The sequence below is a fragment of the Desulfobacter latus genome, assembly GCF_013389365.1.
Lineage (GTDB): Bacteria > Desulfobacterota > Desulfobacteria > Desulfobacterales > Desulfobacteraceae > Desulfobacter > Desulfobacter latus.
Genome location: NZ_JACADJ010000014.1, coordinates 28,802 through 50,192, shown reverse-complemented (window position 1 = coordinate 50,192; position 21,391 = coordinate 28,802). Strand labels below are relative to the sequence as shown.

At 49.5% G+C, this 21,391-nt stretch carries 20 protein-coding genes; 19 read left to right on the top strand and 1 reads right to left on the bottom strand.

Annotated elements, in window-relative coordinates; translation table 11 throughout:
• Positions 1–68: 68 nt before the first annotated feature.
• The 19 genes from rho (at position 69) to HXW94_RS06270 (ending at position 20,160) form a co-directional block, all read left to right on the top strand.
• Complete coding sequence (gene rho, locus HXW94_RS06360) at positions 69–1,316, top strand: transcription termination factor Rho (RefSeq protein WP_178366060.1); 1,248 nt, start codon at positions 69–71, stop codon at positions 1,314–1,316.
• Between the two features lie 93 nt (positions 1,317–1,409).
• Positions 1,410–1,628, top strand: coding sequence for a 50S ribosomal protein L31 (gene rpmE / locus HXW94_RS06355; RefSeq protein ID WP_178366059.1), 219 nt, complete (start codon positions 1,410–1,412; stop codon positions 1,626–1,628).
• 77 nt (positions 1,629–1,705) lie between these two features.
• Positions 1,706–2,767, top strand: a complete 1,062-nt coding sequence (gene prfA / locus HXW94_RS06350) for a peptide chain release factor 1 (protein ID WP_178366058.1) — start codon at positions 1,706–1,708, stop codon at positions 2,765–2,767.
• Between the two features lie 116 nt (positions 2,768–2,883).
• Positions 2,884–3,750, top strand: a complete 867-nt coding sequence (prmC, locus tag HXW94_RS06345; RefSeq protein WP_178366057.1) for a peptide chain release factor N(5)-glutamine methyltransferase — start codon at positions 2,884–2,886, stop codon at positions 3,748–3,750.
• Between the two features lie 160 nt (positions 3,751–3,910).
• Positions 3,911–4,783, top strand: coding sequence for a 30S ribosomal protein S2 (rpsB, locus tag HXW94_RS06340; RefSeq protein ID WP_178366056.1), 873 nt, complete (start codon positions 3,911–3,913; stop codon positions 4,781–4,783).
• Between the two features lie 63 nt (positions 4,784–4,846).
• Positions 4,847–5,443, top strand: a complete 597-nt coding sequence (tsf, locus tag HXW94_RS06335; protein WP_178366055.1) for a translation elongation factor Ts — start codon at positions 4,847–4,849, stop codon at positions 5,441–5,443.
• Positions 5,444–5,447: 4 nt separating this feature from the next.
• On the top strand, positions 5,448–6,182 hold the full coding sequence (gene pyrH / locus HXW94_RS06330) for a UMP kinase (RefSeq protein WP_178366054.1): 735 nt from the start codon (positions 5,448–5,450) through the stop codon (positions 6,180–6,182).
• Between the two features lie 3 nt (positions 6,183–6,185).
• Positions 6,186–6,743, top strand: coding sequence for a ribosome recycling factor (gene frr / locus HXW94_RS06325; protein ID WP_178366053.1), 558 nt, complete (start codon positions 6,186–6,188; stop codon positions 6,741–6,743).
• Complete coding sequence (gene uppS, locus HXW94_RS06320) at positions 6,733–7,479, top strand: undecaprenyl pyrophosphate synthase (protein ID WP_218576595.1); 747 nt, start codon at positions 6,733–6,735, stop codon at positions 7,477–7,479. Before frr ends, uppS begins: the two co-directional genes overlap by 11 nt.
• The gene (locus HXW94_RS06315) at positions 7,479–8,294 is read left to right on the top strand and encodes a phosphatidate cytidylyltransferase (protein WP_178366052.1); all 816 of its coding nucleotides are present in this window, start codon (positions 7,479–7,481) and stop codon (positions 8,292–8,294) included. Before uppS ends, HXW94_RS06315 begins: the two co-directional genes overlap by 1 nt.
• Complete coding sequence (locus HXW94_RS06310) at positions 8,291–9,451, top strand: 1-deoxy-D-xylulose-5-phosphate reductoisomerase (protein ID WP_178366051.1); 1,161 nt, start codon at positions 8,291–8,293, stop codon at positions 9,449–9,451. The genes HXW94_RS06315 and HXW94_RS06310 overlap by 4 nt, the downstream gene beginning before the upstream one ends.
• A gap of 20 nt (positions 9,452–9,471) precedes the next feature.
• Positions 9,472–10,551 (top strand): RIP metalloprotease RseP, encoded by a 1,080-nt coding sequence (rseP, locus tag HXW94_RS06305; protein ID WP_178366050.1) that lies wholly within the window; start codon positions 9,472–9,474, stop codon positions 10,549–10,551.
• Position 10,552: 1 nt separating this feature from the next.
• Complete coding sequence (locus HXW94_RS06300) at positions 10,553–13,555, top strand: AIR synthase-related protein (protein WP_178366049.1); 3,003 nt, start codon at positions 10,553–10,555, stop codon at positions 13,553–13,555.
• The gene (locus tag HXW94_RS06295; protein ID WP_178366048.1) at positions 13,552–14,373 is read left to right on the top strand and encodes a phosphoribosylformylglycinamidine synthase subunit PurQ; all 822 of its coding nucleotides are present in this window, start codon (positions 13,552–13,554) and stop codon (positions 14,371–14,373) included. The genes HXW94_RS06300 and HXW94_RS06295 overlap by 4 nt, the downstream gene beginning before the upstream one ends.
• Complete coding sequence (locus tag HXW94_RS06290; protein ID WP_178366047.1) at positions 14,370–15,026, top strand: endonuclease III domain-containing protein; 657 nt, start codon at positions 14,370–14,372, stop codon at positions 15,024–15,026. The genes HXW94_RS06295 and HXW94_RS06290 overlap by 4 nt, the downstream gene beginning before the upstream one ends.
• 117 nt (positions 15,027–15,143) lie before the next feature.
• Complete coding sequence (locus tag HXW94_RS06285) at positions 15,144–15,476, top strand: hypothetical protein (RefSeq protein ID WP_178366046.1); 333 nt, start codon at positions 15,144–15,146, stop codon at positions 15,474–15,476.
• Between the two features lie 21 nt (positions 15,477–15,497).
• A complete protein-coding gene (locus HXW94_RS06280; RefSeq protein WP_178366045.1) occupies positions 15,498–17,150 on the top strand; it encodes a ribonuclease J in 1,653 nt (550 codons plus the stop codon).
• A complete protein-coding gene (locus tag HXW94_RS06275) occupies positions 17,147–19,540 on the top strand; it encodes a DNA translocase FtsK (protein WP_178366044.1) in 2,394 nt (797 codons plus the stop codon). The genes HXW94_RS06280 and HXW94_RS06275 overlap by 4 nt, the downstream gene beginning before the upstream one ends.
• On the top strand, positions 19,537–20,160 hold the full coding sequence (locus tag HXW94_RS06270) for a class I SAM-dependent methyltransferase (RefSeq protein WP_178366043.1): 624 nt from the start codon (positions 19,537–19,539) through the stop codon (positions 20,158–20,160). The genes HXW94_RS06275 and HXW94_RS06270 overlap by 4 nt, the downstream gene beginning before the upstream one ends.
• A 73-nt stretch (positions 20,161–20,233) precedes the next feature.
• Here the strand turns inward: HXW94_RS06270 and HXW94_RS06265 are convergent, their stop codons facing one another.
• On the bottom strand, positions 20,234–21,310 hold the full coding sequence (locus HXW94_RS06265) for a ChaN family lipoprotein (RefSeq protein WP_178366042.1): 1,077 nt from the start codon (positions 21,308–21,310) through the stop codon (positions 20,234–20,236).
• Positions 21,311–21,391 lie beyond the last annotated feature (81 nt).

Here is a 21,391-nt window from a genome sequence, read left to right as displayed (position 1 = left end):
AAAAAAATTGTATTGTGAATTCATACACCTTTATTTAACAGAACTGATGGATCAGACCGGGAGATTGCATGAATCTTGTAGAACTCAATAAGATGAAAATCAGTGAGCTCACCAAGCTCGCCAAAAAGTACAATATTCAGGGTATTGGCGGCCTTAAGAAGCAGGAACTGATTTTCGCCCTGCTCCAGGCCAATATTGAAGAAAGTGGACAGATCTATGGTGAAGGCACCCTTGAAATCCTTCCGGATGGATTTGGTTTTTTGAGAGCGCCAGGGTACAATTACCTGCCTGGTCCCGACGATATTTATGTATCTCCCTCCCAGATCCGGCGGTTTAACCTGCGCACCGGGGATACCATTTCCGGCCAGGTCCGCCAGCCAAAGGATTCTGAACGGTATTTTGCATTGCTGAAAGTGGAAGCCGTTAATTTCATGAATCCTGAAATGGCGGCTGAAACCATTTTGTTTGATAACCTTATGCCCCTGTATCCGGATCGTAAAATGAATCTTGAGGCAGAGCCTGATAATTATTCCATGCGGGTTCTTGATCTCATGTGCCCCATCGGATTCGGCCAGCGCGGTCTTATCGTGTCCCCGCCCAAGGCCGGCAAGACCATGCTGCTCCAGAATATTGCCAATTCCATGATCCAGGCCCATAAAAATATCGTTCCCATGATCCTGCTTATTGATGAACGCCCCGAAGAAGTGACGGACATGTCACGTTCCGTAGATGCGGAAGTTATTTCCTCTACCTTTGATGAACCTGCCGAGCGCCATGTGCAGGTGGCTGAAATGGTGATTGAAAAAGCCAAGAGAATTGTGGAACAGGGCCATGATGTCGTGATTCTTTTAGACAGCATCACACGGCTTGCAAGGGCTTACAATGCGGTGATGCCGCCTTCGGGAAAAATTTTGTCCGGTGGTGTGGATTCCAATGCCCTGGATCGCCCCAAGCGGTTTTTCGGGGCAGCCCGAAATATCGAAGAAGGCGGTAGTTTGACAATTATTGCCACCGCGCTTGTTGACACCGGGTCCAGAATGGATGAGGTTATTTTTGAAGAATTCAAGGGCACGGGTAACATGGAACTCGTACTTGATCGGAAATTGGCGGACAAGCGGGTGTTTCCCGCCATTGATATGAACCGTTCCGGTACCCGGAAAGAGGAATTGCTTCTTGATCCTGACGTGCTGAACCGGGTTTGGATTCTAAGAAAATTGCTTTCTAATTTAAATTCCGTGGACGCAATGCAGTTTTTGCTTGAAAAAATGGAAGGAACAAAGGATAATAAAGAGTTCCTTGAAATGATGAATTCATAACAAGTGACTTTATTTATGAACTAACAAAAACTTGATCATTGAGTAACAATTATGGTCTTTTATGACGAAGGCTATTAAGGAGTGACGTGTAAGATGAAAAAAGGCATCCATCCGAACTACACAAAAACGACAGCAACTTGTGCCTGTGGCGCAAAATTTGACATCAGTTCCACAAAAGAAAATATCAAGGTGGAGATTTGTTCCAATTGTCATCCCTTTTTTACAGGGAAACAGAAACTGGTCGATTCTGCCGGCCGTATTGATCGCTTTAAGAAAAAATACGCTGGGTTTGACGCAAGCAAACTGGTTTAGCTGTTTTTTAGGCAGGTATGTGAAAGGGGTCTTTATTTAAGACCCCTTTTTGAATTTTCATCCGGGACAATTTGACCATGATTGAAAAATTAAAAGGTATTGAAGAACGATTCATAAAAATTGAGCATTTGCTCAGTGATCCGGCAGTCATGGCGGATCAGAAAAAGTACCAGGCATATCTAAAGGAACACGGTGAATTGAATAAAATTGTACCGGTGTTTCGGGAATATGAAGGCGCAATGGAAGAGCTTAAGGAAGCCAGGGAACTTCTCAAGGATAGCGACTCCGATATCCGGGCCATGGCCAAAGAAGAGATCCCCGTACTTGAATCCAGACTGTCAAAGTTGCAGGAACAACTTAATGTTCTTTTAATGCCCAAAGATCCCCGGGATGATAAGAACGTTATCCTGGAAATCCGGGCCGGCACCGGCGGTGAAGAAGCCGGCATTTTTGCCGGTGACCTTTTCCGTATGTACACAAGGTATGTGGAGTCCAGGCACTGGAACATCGAAGTCATTGAAAATAACGATTCGGCTGCAGGCGGGTTCAAGGAAGTGGTTTCCATGGTGAAGGGCAAAGGTGCGTATTCCCAGTTTAAATATGAGAGCGGTATCCATCGGGTCCAGCGGGTTCCTGAAACGGAAACCCAGGGCCGTGTTCACACCTCTGCGGTGACTGTCGCCGTGTTGCCCGAAGCCGAGGATGTGGATATTGACATCAATCCTGCGGATCTGAAAGTGGATGTGTTCCGTTCTTCAGGGCCTGGCGGCCAGTCCGTAAATACCACGGATTCTGCTGTCCGGATTACCCATATTCCCACAGGTGTTGTGGCCACCTGCCAGGATGAAAAATCCCAGCATAAAAACAAGGCCAAGGCCTTGAATGTTCTCAAGTCACGTATCCTTGACGCCAAGGTCCGGGAGGAGGAGGCCCGGCGGGCTGCGGACCGGAAAGGGCAGGTGGGTACCGGTGACCGGTCCGGCCGCATTCGCACCTATAATTTCCCCCAGGGCCGGATGACCGACCATCGTATCGGTCTGACCCTGTACCGGCTGGACAGTATCATGGAAGGTGATATCCAGGAAATTATTGATGCCTTGAGAGCGCACAACCAAGCCCTGGCGCTAAAAGAAAGCTGATGTTTAAACAAAGAGCCACCCCCCTGCGGCGTTACGGAAAGATTTACATCCGGGCAATGTTTTGCCCCAACCCGTTTTTTTTGTTCAGGTGTAAACAAGTCCGGGAGAGGTGATCTGTGGATGTCTGGAGCATAAAATCCATTCTTTCCTGGACAGATACCTATTTTTCCCGGCATCGTATAGACAGTCCCAGGCTTACAGCCGAAATTCTTTTGGCACAGGCCCTGGGACTGCGGCGTCTTGATCTTTATCTTCAGCATGACCGGCCTCTGGAAAAACAGGAGCTTGCCGCATTTAAAACGCTTATCCGCCGCAGGACTGCAAGGGAGCCTGTGGCATATATCACAGGGCGCAAAGGGTTCTTCAATGAACAGTTCAAGGTTGCTCCCGGGGTTCTTATCCCCAGGCCGGATACGGAAACCCTGGTGGAAACGGCTGTGGAAATATTATCGAAAATAAAACAGCACGGCCGGCAGGCCCGGGTCATCGAACTTGGGGTCGGGTCCGGTGCGGTCATTATTTCCATTGCCAATGCTTGTGACGGTCCGTTATATTTTGGCAATGAGCGTTCTTCAGTTGCACTCACCATGGCTTGCGCCAATGTAAAGGCCTTTGCCCGGAGCCCGGTATCCCTGTTCAGGGGGGACTGGCTTGCAGCGATAGCACCGCAGCCGCTGTTTGATTTGATTCTGTCCAATCCGCCCTATATTCCCAGTGCTGATATTGAGTCCCTGGCGCCCGAAGTCAGGGATCATGAACCGCGCCTGGCATTGGACGGCGGGCCTGACGGCCTGGATGCCGTCAGGGTGATTCTGGCCCAGGCAGGTGACCGACTTTTGCCCTGCGGTCGTTTGATTCTTGAGATTGGATTTGATCAAAAACCCTTGATCAAAAGCCTTGCCCAAAAATTTTCCTGGGTGGTTGAATTGGATTTTATCAAAGATCTTGCCGGGCATCACCGGCTGGCTGTTTTTAAAAAATAAATTGATTGTTTCCTCTCTTTTTGATATAGAAATTTGGATTTTGCTTTTGCAAACAAATAATACACGTTTGTGGACCTGTGATCCGGTGCTTTTGTAAAGTCGATCTTAGGGATGAAGCAAGCGGATGAACATTAAAAACCATTAAAAAAACTGGAGAAAAATGGCTTACATTACAATTAAAGAATTACTGGAAGCAGGGGTACATTTCGGACATCAGACCAAACGCTGGAACCCTAAAATGAAACGGTACATTTTCGGTGCCAGAAACGGAATCTACATTGTTGATCTTCAGCAGACCGTTAAATTGTACCGCCAGGCCCATGATTTTATAAAAAACATTGCCGCAAACGGTGGTGATGTGTTGTTTGTGGGTACAAAAAAACAGGCCTCCGAAGCCATTTATGAAGAAGCCAACCGAGCGGAAAGTTTTTATGTTGAAAATCGGTGGTTAGGCGGCATGCTGACCAATTTCCAGACCATAAAAAATAATATTTCCCGGTTTCATTTTTTAAGTTCCATTGAAGATGACGGTACGCTGGAAAATTATCCTAAAAAAGAACAGGCCAAAATGCTCAAGGACAAGGCAAAACTGGAGTTTGCCATTGGCGGCATTTCCAAGATGAAAAAGCTGCCCGCAGCCCTCTTCATTATTGATTCCAAAAATGAAACCATTGCCGTAAAAGAAGCAAAACGCCTGGGTATTCCCATTGTTGCCGTGGTTGATACCAATTGCGACCCCGACGACATCGATTATGTGATTCCCGGCAATGATGATGCCATCCGTTCCATTCGTTTATTTGCCTCCCGGGTTGCCGATGCTGTAATTGAAGGTCGTCAGATTTGGGAAGAACGCCAGCGCGCACACACCGACAAAGATAAAGAGGGCGGTAAGACTTCTGATCATTCAGCTGAACAAATTGGTGTCGAGGTTGTTTCTGACGGTACAGATGGGCCGGTGATTGAAAAAATTAAAAGAAAAACAGCTGCTGGGGAAAATACAGAGTCCCAGGCGTCTGCAACTGCTGATATTTAGAACTCGATGATCGAGTGAAAATAAATAAAGATTTTAAATATTCGAAACAAAGGAGCATATAAAATGGCTGAGATTACTGCACAAATGGTAAAGGAGCTTCGTGATGCCACCGGCTCGGGGATTATGGACTGTAAAAAAGTCCTGGCCGAGGCTGACGGGAATATGGACAAGGCAATTGAGCTTTTGCGCAAAAAAGGCCTGGCCAAGGCAGCCAAGCGCGCTGGGCGGTCTACCAGCGAAGGCATTATTTACTCTTACATCCATACCGGTGCAAAACTGGGTGTGCTGCTTGAAGTGAACTGTGAATCTGATTTCGTGGCAAAAACAGAAGATTTTGAAAATTTTGCCAAAGACATTGCCATGCACATTGCTGCGGCGAATCCGGTCGGATTGGGCCCCGAAGACGTGGATCCGTCCCTCATTGAAAAAGAGCGTGAAATCTACCGCGCCCAGATGCTGGAAGAGGGAAAGCCCGAAAATATTATTGACAAAATCGTAGACGGTAAAGTGGAAAAATTCTATAAGGACGTTTGCCTGTTAAGCCAGCAGTATATTAAAGATCCCCAGAAAACCATTGAAGATGTTATCAAAGAAACCATCGGAAAGATTGGCGAAAATATCCAGATTAAAAGATTTGCACGCTTCCAGATAGGAGAATAAGCGCTTGGATACGAAACCTGAGTTTCAACGGGTTCTGATCAAGTTGAGTGGTGAAGCCCTGATGGGTAATCAGGGCTTCGGCATTATGCCCGAAATGATAAATTATGTGGCCGGCGAAGTGGCCAAGGTATTTCATTTGGGTGTGGAAATATCAATTGTTGTGGGTGGCGGCAACATTTTTCGCGGGGTGGCAGGGTCTTCTGCCGGTATGGACCGGACGTCTGCCGACAATATGGGGATGCTGGCCACTGTGATTAACAGCCTGGCCCTATGCGATGCCTTGGAAAAGCTTGATATCCCCACAAGGGTTCAGTCTGCCATTCGCATGGACAGGGTCGCAGAGCCTTTTATCCGCAGAAAAGCCATCCGCCACCTGGAAAAGGGCAGGGTGGTCATTTTTGCCGCCGGTACCGGAAACCCTTACTTTACAACGGACACAGCCGCAGTTCTTCGTGCCAATGAGATCCGTGCCCAGATCCTTTTTAAGGCCACACAGGTTGATGGGGTGTATGATAAAGATCCCCAGGTTCATGATAATGCTGTGATGTTTGATAAGCTGTCATATATGCGGGTGATTGAAAAACAGCTTCATGTCATGGATATGACAGCCATATCCCTTGCCATGGAACATGACCTTCCTTTACAGGTGCTCAACCTGCACAAGGCCGACAATATTTATAAAGCGGCCACGGGCGGGGAAATCGGTACACGGATTTATAATAAATTAAAGGACGTGTGAATAATGATTAATGAAGTGCTTGAAGAAACCAGAGACCGCATGGGCAAATCCGAGAAAGCCTTCGAAACCGAGCTTGGCAAAGTGCGTACCGGAAGGGCTTCCCAGTCCATGCTTGACAACGTCAGGGTCGATTACTACGGCACACAGACGCCCCTTCCCCAGATGGCCACCGTATCTGTGCCTGAAAGTCGTCTACTCACCGTAAAGCCATGGGATGCTTCGGTGATTAATGATGTGGAAAAAGCAATATTAAAGGCAAATCTTGGGCTTACACCATCCAATGACGGTAAGTTGATTCGCATTTCCATCCCGCCGTTGACTGAAGATCGCAGGAAAGAGATCGTAAAAAGCGTGGCCAAAACCTGTGAGGAATTCAAGGTCGCCATCAGAAATATCCGCCGGGATTCCAACGAAATGCTCAAAGATCTACAAAAAGAGGGTGATATCTCCGAAGACGACAGTTTCAAAGCCCAAAAACAGGTCCAGGATTTCACCGACGCTTCCATCAAAAAACTGGACAATATTTTTGCCGCCAAGGAAAAGGAAATTCTTGAAGTTTGATTCTAAGATACAACAGGTGCCCGACGGACTCGATCTAAATGCAATTCCCGCCCATGTGGCATTTATCATGGACGGAAACGGTCGGTGGGCAAAAAAAAGGCTGATGAACCGGGTGAAAGGCCATGAGCAGGGGACGCAAACCGTTAAAGAAATTGTCACGGCCTGCAGGGAAACGGGCATTGGCGTGGTTACCCTGTATGCCTTTTCCACGGAAAATTGGGCCAGGCCCAAGCAAGAAGTCCATGCGTTGATGTATTTGCTTAAACGGTTTCTTAAGAACGAAACCGAAGAACTCCAAAAAAAAGATATCCGGCTTAATATCATCGGCCAGATTGAACGGCTTCCCGGTGATGTGCGAATGGAAGCGGAACAGGCCATGGCTGCTACGGAAAAAAATTCAGCCATGGTTCTGAATCTGGCTTTAAGCTACGGGGCCCGGGAAGAAATTACCAGGGCGGTTCAACAGATTGCCGCGAAAGTCCGGTCCGGAACGCTTGAAAACAAAGACATTACAGATAAAACCATTTCTGATCACCTTTATACGGCCGGCATGCCCGATCCGGATCTTATCATTCGTACATCCGCAGAATTCAGGCTTTCCAATTTCCTCATGTGGCAGGCTGCATATTCGGAACTGGCGTTCACGCCCACACTCTGGCCTGATTTTACCCGGCAGGAATTTTACCGGATTTTAATTGATTACCAGCAACGGGACCGGCGTTTCGGGAAGGTGTGATGCAGCACTTCAAACGATGGCTCACCGCACTGATTCTGATCCCCTTTTTGCTCTGGGCCATCATAAAAGGATCTATATTGTTGTTTGGCGCTCTGGTATCCGGGGTTTCTATTTTTGCGATAGTTGAATATTTTGATATTATCTGTGCCAATGATACCGGATCTATTTCCCAGCCCCCCCGGATTATCGCCTATGGGGCCTGCGTGTTGTTGGGCATGGGGGCTTGTCTTGGCTCCTGGCCGATTCTTTTTTTAATTCTTGCCTTGAATATGATGGCCCTTTGTCTGTTTGTGTTGGCCCGTTTTTCTACCGTGCCCCACATTTTTGATTTGGTGGCCCGGCAGGTGCTCGGGGTTGTCTATATTCCTTTGTCGTTGGCGCTTCTGGTTTTTATCCGCAACACCGACGGCGGGGCGTTGTGGGTGATTTGGCTGCTCATTGTCTGTTTTGCCAATGATACCGGAGCACTATATGTGGGAACATTTAAGGGCAAACATAAACTTGCGCCGAAGGTCAGTCCCAATAAGACCATTGAAGGGGCTGTGGGGGGACTGGTGATATCGGTAACGGCCGGGCTTGTATTTAATCTGATCTTTTTCCGGGATATGCCCCTTGCCTTGATCTCTATACCCTGCGCTTTATGCATTGCCGTTGCAGGGCAGATCGGTGACCTTTTTGAGTCCGCCATGAAACGGGTAGGGCACATCAAGGATTCGGGAAAAATTCTGCCGGGTCACGGCGGTATGCTGGACCGCATTGACGGGTTGCTTCTGGCCATTCCGGTATTCTACTTTTTTGCGGTGTTTGTCCTTTGAAAACGCTTACCATTCTGGGCGCTACAGGCTCCATCGGCACATCCGCCCTTAAGGTGGTGGACATGCACCCGGACAAGTTCCGGGTCAAATGCCTGACCTGTGCCACGAATATTGATCTTCTGGCAGCACAGATAAATCAATATCGGCCGGCCATGGTCGCCGTGCTGGACGAAGCGTGTGCCGGGCGTCTGGCAACAATGCTTCCAGACCGGTTTTGCCCCGAAATTCTATGGGGGGAATCCGGTTTTATGGCTGCAGCCCAATGGGCGGAGTCGGATATGGTGCTTGCCGCCATGGTGGGTGCCGCAGGGCTTACACCGGCCCTTGCCGCCATTGACGCGGGTAAGCAACTGGCCCTTGCCAACAAGGAGACCCTGGTTATGGCCGGTGACATTGTTATGGCCCGGGCACGTGAAAAAGGGGTTGATATCCTGCCGGTTGATTCCGAACACTGCGCCATTTTCCAATGTCTGCAGGGCAACCAAAAACGCGATCTTAAAAAAATTTTTCTCACGGCCTCAGGCGGCCCTTTCAGGAATCTGCCCCATGATCAGTTTAAGTGCATTACGCCTGCTATGGCCCTGAATCATCCCACCTGGAACATGGGTGCTAAAATATCCATTGATTCCGCCACCCTGATGAACAAGGCGTTGGAGGTCATCGAAGCGGTTCGACTTTTTGATATCCGTGTTGAGCAGATCCAGGTGTTAATTCACCCCCAGAGCATTGTCCATTCCATGGTGGGATTCAAAGACGGCGGGGTGATCGCACAACTCGGCGAACCGGATATGATGCACGCCATTGCCTATGCCTTTTCCTATCCGGACCGCATGGATCTTAACTTAGATTTCCCTGATTTTGCCGGCATGGATGGATTAACCTTTGATCTCCCTGATTCAAAACGTTTTCCTTCCCTTGGGTTTGCCTGTGAAGCCTGTCGCAGGGGCGGAACCCTGCCTGCTGTCATGAATGCGGCCAACGAAGCTGCCGTGGATGCCTTTCTAAAGAAACGCATCCGCTTTGCTGATATTTTTACCCTGGTCAGTGACGTCATGGGGGCCCATACCTGCATTGACAATCCTGAGCTTTCAGGTATTATTGAAGCCGATCGCTGGGCCAGGGAGAAAGCACAATCCCTGGTCCAAAATCTTGTGTAAAAAACTTTAGGAAAATCGATATGGGTCACTCCCTTTTTGCATTTATTATTGTTATCGGCGTACTCGTTTTTGTCCATGAACTGGGTCATTTTCTTGTCGCCCGGGCCTGCGGCGTGGGGGTTGAGGTTTTTTCCCTGGGGTTTGGACCCAAAATTTTTAAAATAAATCGGGGAATGACCGAGTATTGTATTTCCGCCATTCCTTTGGGTGGATATGTTAAAATGACCGGAGAGGAGCCTGGTGCTGCCCAGGCCCTGGATGAAAAAGATCTTCATCTCTCCTTTACCCATAAAAGCGTGGGGCAAAGGGCACTGATCGCCGCTGCCGGCCCGGCATTTAATTTCTTTCTGGCCATCGTGATTTTTTATTTTTTATATCAAATCAGCGGTGTGTACATGGGACTGCCCCAGGTGGGTCAGGTGATGGATGATTCTGCGGCCATGGCGGCAGGCATCAAAAAAGGGGATGTCATAAAGGAAATTGACAACACGCCGGTTCACTCTTTTGAAGACATTTCCCGGATTGTCTCAAAAAGTGACGGCAAGCCCCGGGTCTTTCTTGTGGAACGGGAAGGTGACGTACATTCTTTTACAATTACACCCAGGATACGGGAAGACAAGAATCTGTTCGGGGAGCCCGTGAGCCGGTTTGTGATTGGTATTATCGGCACCGGCGAAACCTTTCACCGTCCTTTAAACCCTGTTGAAGCCGGGGTCCGTGCCGTATCCGATACCTACGGGATGATAAAGCTGACAATTTTGTCCGTGGTAAAAATGTTCACAGGGGCCGTGTCTGCGGACAATTTGGGCGGTCCTATCATGATTGCCAAGATGGCCGGGGACCAGGCCAAAGCCGGGTTTGAAAATTTTGTATGGTTTATCGCGCTCATATCCGTCAATCTTGGGATCATCAATCTGTTTCCCATCCCGGTTTTAGATGGGGGACATCTTTTGTTTTTAAGCATTGAAGCGGTTAAAGGCAGCCCGGTCAGCACCCAGGTGCGCGAGCGAATGGTTCAGTTCGGGGCCGTTTTGCTGATGACTTTAATAATTTATGTTTTTTATAATGACATAGTGAAATTATTCAACGGTGGATTATAATATGATTTCCAACATCGAAATCACGCTAAAGCAGAATTTAATGGATGCCGAAGGCCGGTCTTTGATGAAGAAGGCCAATACCTATTTCGGTATTAAAATAGATGATGCGCGCTGCATCAATATCGTGACCGTGGAGTCTGATCTAAGTCAGGACGAACTGGAAACCATACGCCGGGAGGTGTTTACCAATCCTGTTATTCAGGAATCCAGCCTTTCGCCTTTAGACATTGACTTTCATTTTTGTATCTGGGTGGGATTTCGTCCAGGGGTCCGGGATAATGCCGGGGCTACGGCTGTGGAGGCGGTCAGGGATCTTCTTAAAAAAGATTTTTCTGCCCATGAAAACATTTACACATCTAAACGGTACTGCCTGACCGGGGCGGACTTGACCCGGGAAGATGTTGAAAAGATCGCCGGCGAAATCCTGTCAAACGGTATTATCCAGCAGTACAACGTGTTCAGCAAAGACCAATGGGACAAAAAGATCGGGGCGGATGTAAAACCTGCCAAGGTTATTTTAAATCACACCCCCGGCTTTGATACCATGGATATTGATACCGATGAGATCCTTGCCCAAATTTCCCATGAACGCAGTCTGTCACTGAATCCCAGGGATATTCCCGTGATCCGGGGGTATTTTCTGGATGAAAAGGTTCTGGCAGAGCGGGCGCAAATGGGGTTGTCAAAGCCCACGGATGTGGAGCTTGAATATATTTCCCAGTCCCGGTCGGATCATTGCTGCCACAATACCTTTAACGGCATTTTCAGGTATACGGACATGGAAACCGGTGAAACCACCCAGGAAAATTCACTGTTCAACACCTATATCAAAGCACCCACCCTGGCCTTGAAAGATAGCAAAGAGTGGGTGGTTTCGGTGTTATGGGACAATGCCGGCGTGGGGTCTTTTGATAATGAAAACAACTATGTCATCACAGGGGAGACCCATAATTCGCCTTCCAACATGGAAGCTTATGGTGGTGCCATCACAGGGATTGTGGGGGTTTACCGCGATCCCATGGGCACGGGTCTTGGTTCCAAGCTGTTCATGGGCAGTTTTGGATTTTGCGTAGGCGATATCAATTATAACGGCCCGTTAAAACCGCCCCTTCATCCCCGGCGTCTGCTTGACGGGGTTATTGAAGGTGTTAAGGACGGGGGGAATAAAAGCGGGGTGCCGACAACCTTTGGCCAGACCCTGTTTGATCCCGGTTACATGGGCAAGGCCCTGGTGTTTGTTACTGCGTTGGGGATTATGCCCAAAACCGTGAATGGTCAGCCAAGCCATGAAAAAACCACCTCCCCGGGCGAGTTGATCATCATGAGCGGCGGCCGTGTGGGTAAAGACGGCATCCACGGGGTAACGGCCTCTTCCAAAAGCTTTTCCGAAAACACCCCGGCCGGGCATGTCCAGATCGGTGATCCCTATACCCAGAAAAAAATGCATGATTTTCTGCTGATATGCCGGGATGAAGGGCTGATCACCTTTATTACGGACAACGGTGGGGGGGGCTTGTCCTCTTCCGTGGGCGAATCCGCCATGCTCTCCAACGGGTGTGAGGTCCGGCTGGATAAGGTACCGTTGAAATATGAGGGTCTGGACATGTGGGAAATCTGGATTTCCGAATCCCAGGAGCGCATGACCATTGCCGTTAAGCCTGAAAACCTGGAGCGGTTCATGGCGCTGTCTGAGCTCCATGAGGTGGAATCCACGGTTATCGGAAAATATACGGATTCGGGCAAATTGCATATCAAATACAAGGATGAAACCTGTGCTTATGTGGATATGGATCTTCTTGATAAAGGGTTTCCGGCCTGGGAATTTGATGCCATCTGGACGCCGCCTGAGGCTCGCGGCCTGGTCGAACCCGTAATTTCCACACCAACGAATTTTAATGGCCTGCTTGAACAGATGCTGGCCCGGCCCAATATCTGCGGCAAAGAGTGGATTATCCGCCAGTACGACCACGAGGTTCAGGGCGGATCCGTGATCAAACCCCTGGTGGGCATCAACCGGAACATCCCCACGGATGCGTCGGTGACCCGGCCTGTGCTGACCAGCGAGCGCGGGCTTGCCTTTTCCCAGAGCATTTTGCCCTGGTACTCAAAAATTGATGCATATCATATGATGGCCGGTACCATTGATGAGGCGGTTCGTCGTCTCATTGCCGTGGGTGGGTCGCTGGACCACATCGGCGGCGTGGACAATTTCTGCTGGCCGGATATCGGATATGACGTCGTGTCCAATCCCGACGGAAAATTTAAGGCCGCCCAGCTTGTCCGGGCCTGCCGGGCCTTGAAAGATGCCTGCATGGCCTATGGGATTCCATTGCTCTCCGGCAAGGATTCCATGTATGTGGACGGTCATCTGGAAGGGGCGTTTGGTGAGCGTATCAAAGTGTCAGCCCTTGAGACGGTTCAGTTCTCCGCCGTTTCCCTGATTTCCGATGTCAGCCGCTGTGTAACCCTGGAACCCAAAACAGCGGGGGATTTTGTTTATGTGCTGGGCAGCACCGGGGATGAGCTGGGCGCATCAGAGTATTACGAGATGTTTGATAAAACCGGGCTCAATGTGCCTAATGTTAACTTTTCAAAATTTAAAACCTTGTACAAAGCCCTGGAAAAAGCCATTGACACTGAACTGGTTGCCTCCTGCCATGCTGTGGGGCGCGGTGGGTTGGGTATTCATTTCAGCCTTGTGGCCATGGCCGGCGGGCTTGGCCTTGATATTGACCTGGCCGGGCTGCCCCGGAGAGACGATCTGCCGCTTTCCACTGAAAAAGCTTTATTTTCCGAGTCTGCAGGACGGTTTATCGTCACCGTGGCCCCGGATAAAAAACAAACCTTTGAAAAATTGTGTAAGGGACTGCCCTGTGCATGTCTGGGCATGGTAACCGACAGTCATGACCGGCTCAACATTGCATCAGCGGGTAACCCTGTGGCGGATTTGACCATTGCAACCCTTGATTCAGCATTCAACAAGACCTTTGGAGATAAGATATGAGCGGTGCAAGCGCTGTAAACGCGCTGATACTGACGGGATTTGGCCTGAACTGTGATTATGAAACCGCCTTTGCCTTTGAAAAGGCCGGCGCCTGCGCCCACCGGGTGCATATTAACGCTTTGATCCGCGGCGATGTCCGATTGACGGATTTCCAGATCCTTGCTTTTGGTGGCGGCTTTTCCTGGGGGGACGACCATGGGGCCGGGGTGATCCAGGCCCTGAAACTGAAGAACAACATCGGCAAAGACCTACTGGATTTCGTGGATGCCGACAAGCTTGTTATTGGTATCTGCAACGGGTTCCAGGCCCTTGTGAATTTAGGCCTTTTGCCCGGACTGGATGGAGATTATACCCGCAGGTCCGTGGCCATTACCTATAATGACTGCGGCAATTTCAGGGACCAGTGGGTCCGGCTTGTGCCCGATGCAGACAGTCCCTGTGTGTTTACAAAAGGGTTGGGTGTATCCGACTATCCGGTACGCCATGGCGAAGGAAAGGTTGTGGCAGACCCTGACGTGATTGAACGCCTTGTTGCCAACCGCCAGGTGGTGTTCCGGTATGCCGATGAACATGGTGCGCCTGCCAACGGCGCTTTTCCGGCCAATCCCAATGGGGCCCTGGATGATATCGCGGGGATCTGTGATCCCACCGGCCGCATATTCGGCCTGATGCCCCATCCCGAAGCCTATAATCATTTTTGCAACCATCCGGACTGGCCCAGGCAGAAAGCTGCCGCAAAGCGTCAGGGAAAGTCCCTGGAAGAAACCATTATTACCGGGATACGGCTGTTTGAAAATGGTGTCAACTATATGGCATGACCATTGATATTGCCTTTTTTCTTGAAACGTTAAAGCAGGAGGTTGAGACCTACCAGGTGCCGGTGGTGGATCTGATTGCCGTCCAGAGCCGGTCTGCCTTTAAAGTGCTTGTGGCCACCATCCTGTCCGCAAGAACCAAAGATGAAGTTACGGCGGTTGCCGCACAGCGCCTGCTGGAACTGGCCCCGGACCCTGATGCATTGCGGGCGCTTTCCACTTCCCGGATTCAGGAATTGATTTTCCCCGTGGGATTTTACAAATCCAAAGCGCAATATTTATCAAAATTGCCCGAAGCCCTGGACGCCTTCCAAGGGCAAGTCCCCGACGAAATTGACGCCCTGATCACGCTTCCGGGGGTCGGGCGGAAAACCGCCAATCTGGTCAGGGCCGTGGCCTTTGACAAGGATGCCATCTGTGTGGACACCCATGTACACCGGATCATGAATATCTGGGGATATGTGAAAACAAAAACCCCCCTTGATACGGAAAAAGCCTTAAGAAAAAAGCTGCCGAAAAAATTCTGGAAAACGGTGAATCGAATTCTGGTGGCCTTTGGCCAGGGCACCTGTCGCCCGGTCAGCCCCCATTGTTACCGTTGTGTGCTGGAAAAATACTGCCCTAAAAAAGGGGTGAAACCCCGGTCGGGGAAATAATTAATGAACCACGGAAAGCACGGAAGGGCACGGAAATCAGTTTGACTGCCGATCAACTTTGGGGGAAGGGAAGTTCAGGTTGCATCGTTCAAGGTTTCTGTGTTAATTTAATTGATTATGAAACAGTATGTCATAGACGGCTTTACGCTTAAGGATTACACCGCTTTAAAACACTATTTTGACACCTATCTTGAGGCTGCCACCGTGGGCGGGATCTACTGGCTTGAGCTGGATTCCGGTATTTTGACGGAAACCCAGGCCGGCCATAAGGCCTGCGCTCCCCATGTGTTTGCCCTGATGCTGGAAGAAACCGCCTTGTCCTGTGAGCTGTTGGTTAGAATTAAAAAAAATATCAAATGTGATTGCATGGGCTATGCCACGGCTGAGCAGCGCAACTGGCTGGTTGACTGGGCAGACGCCGTTCTTGAAAAACTGTCCATTTGTATTTGATATCGGGTCGGAATAATATAAATGCTTAAACTCATACCCCTTGGGGGGCTTGGCGAAATAGGCCTGAACATGATGGTCGTGGAGTATGATGATGTCATTTTTATTATTGACGCCGGCATCATGTTTCCTGAGGACCACATGCTGGGTGTGGATATTGTTATTCCGGCCATGGATTACCTTCGGGAAAATATGCATAAAATCGAAGGGATTATCCTGACCCACGCCCACGAAGACCACATCGGTGCCTTACCCTATCTTTTGCGCGAAATCCGTCTGCCCGTATACGGAACGGCCTTTACCCTGGAGATTGTGCGCAACAAGCTGATTGAGTTTGATCTTAATACCCGTGTGGATCTCAACCTGGTCAACCCGGGAGAGGTGCTGACCATTGAACCCTTTGACATCGAGTTTATCCGGGTCAGCCACTCCACCATCGACGGTGTGGGAATGGCCATTACAACCCCCGAAGGGGTTGTGGTCCATACCGGAGATTTCCGCATCAGTCACTCCGCCGACATCATGAAAAATACCGATATTTCAAGTTTTGCCCGGTTTGGTGAAAAGGGCGTGATGGCCCTGCTTTCCGATTCCACCAATGTGGAAGTAGAGGGTTATGCCATGTCCGAAGAGACGGTTGCAAAAAATTTGGGAAAGCTGGTCGAAGCCGCTCCCGGACGGGTGATTGTTGCCCTTTTTGCCTCCAATGTGTTCCGTATCCAGCAGGTGATTGATATTGCCGAACATAACAACCGCCGGGTTATATTCAATGGGCGCAGCATGGAACAAATTACGGATGTGGCCATGCGTTTAGGCTATCTTGAGTGTCCCCCGGGCCTGGTGGTGGGTATCAAACAGATTCATCAGCTTGAAGACCATGAAGTGGTGATCATCACCACAGGATCCCAGGGCGAACCCATGTCTGCTTTGGCCCGCATGGCCTCAGGCGTTCACAAGCACATCAATGTCCGCAAAGGGGATACCGTGCTTTTATCGAGCAAACATATCCCGGGTAATGAAAAAGCCATTGCCGGCATTATTAACAAGCTTTACCGACGGGGCGCCGAAGTCGTCTATTCCAAAATCGCCGCGATTCATGCATCGGGTCATGCCCACCAGGAAGAGCTTAAGATGATGATCAACCTGACAAAACCCAAGTATTTTATCCCCATTCATGGTGAATACCGGCATCTTGTGGTACATGCACGGCTTGCCGAAAAACTGGGTATGCCCCGCAGTAACGTGATCGTGGCTGAAAACGGCCAGGTCATTGCCTTTGACAGGGAAAAAGGGGGCCGGATTGAGGAACGGGTGCAGACCGGCCGGATTCTTGTGGACGGAAAAGGCATCGGCGATGTGGGCCGTTCCGTACTCAAAGAGCGCCGGGAACTGTCCGAAGGCGGTCTTGTGGTGGTGACCATGATCATTGATGAAGAGACCGGGGTGGTGCTTTACGGACCGAAACTGATTTCCAAAGGCTTTGTATTTGATTCCGCCACAGGCTATCTTGTGGACGATGCCCAGTGCGTGATCCTGGAGATCGTTGAAGAAATTGAAGCCGGGATTGATTCCCGGGTGGAACTGATTCGAAAAAAACTCCAGCGGGCGCTTAAACAGTATTTTGCTTTTGCCATAAACCGCAAGCCGTTGATTGTCCCCATTATTATTGAAGTATGAAAAAAGAACTGTTCGGCATCTTTTTTATATTTTGGGTTATTCTGACATCGGTTAGCCTTTTTTCATACCATGCCGGCGATCCGTGTGTGGGTAATCATTTTTTTTCTTTGCCTGACCAGGTGAACAATCAGTTCGGCCTGATCGGTGCACATGTTGCCGGGCTGTTTATTTTTCTGTTTGGTATTGGGGCCCTGTGGATGCCTTTGAATCTTTGTATTTTGGGGCTTTGGCTTATCAAAAAAAAATCCCGGCGCGTCATCTGGCTGACTCTGGCCGGGGGACTGATTCTGATGATCACCACGGGCAGTGTTTTTTTTCTGTTTAGTGAAACCTATGCGTTTTCCGACACCACGATTTCTGCCGGCGGAAAAGTGGGGGGCGGGCTTGCAGAGGTTTTGCTTAAATATGCCAATGTCACCGGTTGTGCCATATTTTTGTGTTTTTTTGTGCTGCTGGGCGTTATGCTGATTACCGGTATTTCCCTAAAAACGGTCCTAGACTTTAGCTGGGGCTGGTTAATCCGGTTCTCCCGGACAATTTCACAGGATATGGTCGAAGGTCGCGGGTATGTAAAACAGATTCTGGAAAATAAAAGACAGGAGAGAAAGGCAAAGGGGCTTACCCGGGCTGAAAAAGTAAACTCTTTGATCGTCCTTCCAGGATTCAGTGAAAAAAATGATGGGGATCATGTTGCGCCTGATATGGCTGGGCCCGATCTTTTTTCTGTGCCGGAAACAAACGGGAAGGAGATCCGGAAAAAATTTGATGCCCCCATACCCCGTTCCCGGCATGTCTCTTCCCCCCCCAAAGAAACCGAGCCTGAAAATTCCCTTGGCCCCACCATTGTGGCGGTGGAAACCGATGACAAGGAGTATGTGGCGGATCCTCACATAGAAAATATCCGGGAAAAACCCGACTTTGTTCTGCCTGGCTTGTCTTTTCTGGATGAAAAAGAAAAAATCCGCAGGCAGATCGATACGGATGAACTCCAGAACAAGGCGAGTATCTTGAAAAATAAGCTGGCCGATTTCAATGTAAAAGGTGAGGTGGTGGAAATTCTTCCCGGGCCTGTTATTACTACATTTGAGTATCGTCCGGCACCCGGCATCAAATTGTCAAAGATCGTCGGGCTTTCCGATGATCTTGCCCTGGCCCTTGCCGCGATTTCCATCCGTATTGTGGCGCCTATTCCGGGCCGGGATGTCGTGGGTATTGAAATTCCCAATGAGGAGCGCGAACTCGTAAATTTACGGGAAATGATTGCATCCAGGGAATTTGTCCAGTCCAAATCTTTGTTGACCCTTGGCCTTGGAAAGGATCTTCTTGGTCAGCCTGTGGCCACTAAGATGGATAAAATGCCCCACCTGCTCATTGCCGGTGCCACAGGTACGGGTAAAAGTGTGGGCTTAAATTCCATGATCATCAGTTTGCTGTACAAGGCCACCCCCGATGAGGTTAAACTGATCATGATAGACCCCAAACGGATTGAATTGTCCGTGTATAATGATATTCCCCATTTGATTACCCCTGTGGTCACGGATATGAAAAAAGCCACCAATGCACTTTTCTGGGCTGTCCGGGAAATGGAGCGCCGGTACGAGCTGCTGGAATTGTCAGGCTTGAGAAATATCGGACAGTTTAATGAGATGGTCGACGAACGCTTAGGGAATATTGAACCGGACACCTCGCCTGAGGATATTGTACTTCCGGGTGGACTGCCCCTGGAACGTCTGCCCTTTATTGTGGTGATTGTGGACGAACTCGGGGATCTGATGATGGTGGCCTCCAAGGACGTGGAATATGCTCTGACACGCCTGGCCCAGATGGCCCGGGCCGCAGGTATTCATCTGATTATCGCCACCCAGCGTCCGTCTGCTGACGTACTCACCGGGACAATCAAGGCTAATTTTCCCACCCGGTTGTCTTTCCAGACCTCTTCAAAAATTGACGGCCGGATCATCATTGACCAGGGGGGGCCAGAAAGCCTGCTTGGCAACGGAGACATGTTGTTCTGCCCACCCGGCACAGGAAAGCTCATGCGTATCCAGGGCGCTTTTATTTCCGAAAAAGAGATTGCCCGGATTACCTCGTTTCTTAAAGATCAACGTGAGCCGGATTATAATGAAGAAGTGACCCAGGGTGATGACGATGGCCAGGAGAAGGTGTTTGACGACGCCGAATATGATGAAAAATACGATGAGGCGGTGGCCCTGGTTACTAACGATCGCCAGGCTTCTATTTCCTATGTCCAGCGTCGCTTGCGCGTCGGCTACAACCGTGCCGCCCGGCTCATTGAGATGATGGAACATGAGGGCATTGTCGGCCCCCAGGTCGGTTCCAAACCCCGGGACATACTGGTGAAAAGTTATGATGAGGAAAAGACCATATGACCGCACCGCTGGATTTTGAATTTTTAAACACCATCAAGGGATTTATGAATGATGATGAGGCCTTTCGTTTATATGATCTTTCCCTGACTGCCTCCAGGATCGGTCCGGTGCTTGAAATCGGTTCCTATTGCGGGCGGTCTGCCGCCATTATCGGATCGGCCTGCAAACAGAACAGCGGCATTTTATTTTCCATCGACCATCATACAGGCTCCGAAGAACAGCAGCCGGGCGAACAATATTTTGATCCGGACCTTTATGATAAGAAGACGTTAACCGTGAACACCTTTCCGTTGTTTCGTCAGACGCTTTCCCGGGCCGGTTTGGAAGATACCGTGGTGCCCATTGTCTGTACCTCAGAAACCGCCGGCCGCATGTGGCAGACACCGCTTTCCATGGTGTTCATCGACGGCGGGCACTCCTTTGAGGCGGCATATACGGATTTCCTGACCTGGGCACCCCATATTATTCCGGGGGGATTTCTGGTTATCCATGATATATTTTTCAATCCCGAAGAGGGGGGGCAGTCCCCGCGCCAGGTGTATGAACAGGCCCTGGCAACCGGGCATTATGATGCGCTTGAGATGACCCAAACCTTAGGCGTATTGCGGGTGAACCACTGAAAACACGGAAGAACACGGAAATGAATTCCAAGGCTGGTCCTAACCTTCAGTGCTTTTCCCGTGTCTTCCCTGGTTATAAATGCGAATCTGAAGCCTTTACCGTTTTTTTGCGCTTTTTCATTTTTTCTAATACGGTTTTAAATTTTTCACACGGATCTTCATAGGATACCCGCTGGGTGAACCACAGGAAATCTGCCGGGGGTACCGGATCAAAGCCTTGAAGGGACAGGGGGGTTAGATACTGCGCCAGGTTTGCCGGTTCTCTCTTTATCTCCGTGATGGCCAGATTTGTCTGGGTGGCGGTTGATTTCAGGTGATGTACCCGGTCCAGGACACCTAACCCATATTCGGTATGGCCTGCCCCTATGATGATGACAACAGGCCCTGTCTTTCGTCCTGCTTCATCTCGGTCCCGGGTTTGCACGGCATTGAACAGTTGAACCACGGACAGGGCCATCCGGTCATTGCGCGCCACCCAGGTATCATAAAGTCGATCTGTCATTTGGCCATGATCCATGCCGCAATGTACCGATACAAAAACCGATTTCATGTACGATTCATATGCGGTGTTTGAAAATCCTGTGGAAAATAACTGCGCCAATTCAATGGGGGACAGACCGTCAAGTCCTTTGCGGGTAATCCGGCGCTTTTGGGTGGCGGACAGATCAAGGCCCGCGGCAGGAACGTTGTTATCTGCCGCAAGCCTTATCAAATCCCAGTAATATCCCCACATGGTGTCGGATTGTTTTTCCCATCCCAGTTTTCTCCGAATCCGTTGTTCAACGGCGTTTTCCATCTTGGGGGAATGCGTTTTTTTGCCGGCATCCACCAGGTTAAGCAGCAAAGGGGTGTCCTGGTATGAAAAAAATTCAAATCCAAGGATTGGTGCGTGTCCCTGGTCAATGAGGGCCTGGATAATCCGGTGCTGGATGGCATGGTGCATGGGATTATCATGTTTTTCGGATAAATAGACTATATCGCTGTGGATAAGCTTATCCATAAGGTCGGTAAAGCGGACAGGTTTGCCGGTGTCGCCTTTGACCACGGTGCCGATTAACGGATCATCGCGCATGACAATTTTACCTGTTGTGGCACAACCGCAGAACAGACAAAGCAGAATTCCAAGCACAGGATAGATCAGATGTTGCATTGTTCTTCCTTCTTATTTGACCGGTAGGTAAATTTTTAATCAGTTAATCTCACAGGAATCTATCCTGGAACAAAAAACGGG

Coding starts and splice junctions, on each gene's coding strand:
- rho (WP_178366060.1), top strand. CDS start 69: ATGAATCTTGTAGAACTCAATAAGATGAAAATCAGTGAGCTCACCAAG.
- rpmE (WP_178366059.1), top strand. CDS start 1,410: ATGAAAAAAGGCATCCATCCGAACTACACAAAAACGACAGCAACTTGT.
- prfA (WP_178366058.1), top strand. CDS start 1,706: ATGATTGAAAAATTAAAAGGTATTGAAGAACGATTCATAAAAATTGAG.
- rpsB (WP_178366056.1), top strand. CDS start 3,911: ATGGCTTACATTACAATTAAAGAATTACTGGAAGCAGGGGTACATTTC.
- tsf (WP_178366055.1), top strand. CDS start 4,847: ATGGCTGAGATTACTGCACAAATGGTAAAGGAGCTTCGTGATGCCACC.
- frr (WP_178366053.1), top strand. CDS start 6,186: ATGATTAATGAAGTGCTTGAAGAAACCAGAGACCGCATGGGCAAATCC.
- HXW94_RS06315 (WP_178366052.1), top strand. CDS start 7,479: ATGCAGCACTTCAAACGATGGCTCACCGCACTGATTCTGATCCCCTTT.
- rseP (WP_178366050.1), top strand. CDS start 9,472: ATGGGTCACTCCCTTTTTGCATTTATTATTGTTATCGGCGTACTCGTT.
- HXW94_RS06300 (WP_178366049.1), top strand. CDS start 10,553: ATGATTTCCAACATCGAAATCACGCTAAAGCAGAATTTAATGGATGCC.
- HXW94_RS06295 (WP_178366048.1), top strand. CDS start 13,552: ATGAGCGGTGCAAGCGCTGTAAACGCGCTGATACTGACGGGATTTGGC.
- HXW94_RS06290 (WP_178366047.1), top strand. CDS start 14,370: ATGACCATTGATATTGCCTTTTTTCTTGAAACGTTAAAGCAGGAGGTT.
- HXW94_RS06285 (WP_178366046.1), top strand. CDS start 15,144: ATGAAACAGTATGTCATAGACGGCTTTACGCTTAAGGATTACACCGCT.
- HXW94_RS06280 (WP_178366045.1), top strand. CDS start 15,498: ATGCTTAAACTCATACCCCTTGGGGGGCTTGGCGAAATAGGCCTGAAC.
- HXW94_RS06275 (WP_178366044.1), top strand. CDS start 17,147: ATGAAAAAAGAACTGTTCGGCATCTTTTTTATATTTTGGGTTATTCTG.
- HXW94_RS06270 (WP_178366043.1), top strand. CDS start 19,537: ATGACCGCACCGCTGGATTTTGAATTTTTAAACACCATCAAGGGATTT.
- HXW94_RS06265 (WP_178366042.1), bottom strand. CDS start 21,310: ATGCAACATCTGATCTATCCTGTGCTTGGAATTCTGCTTTGTCTGTTC.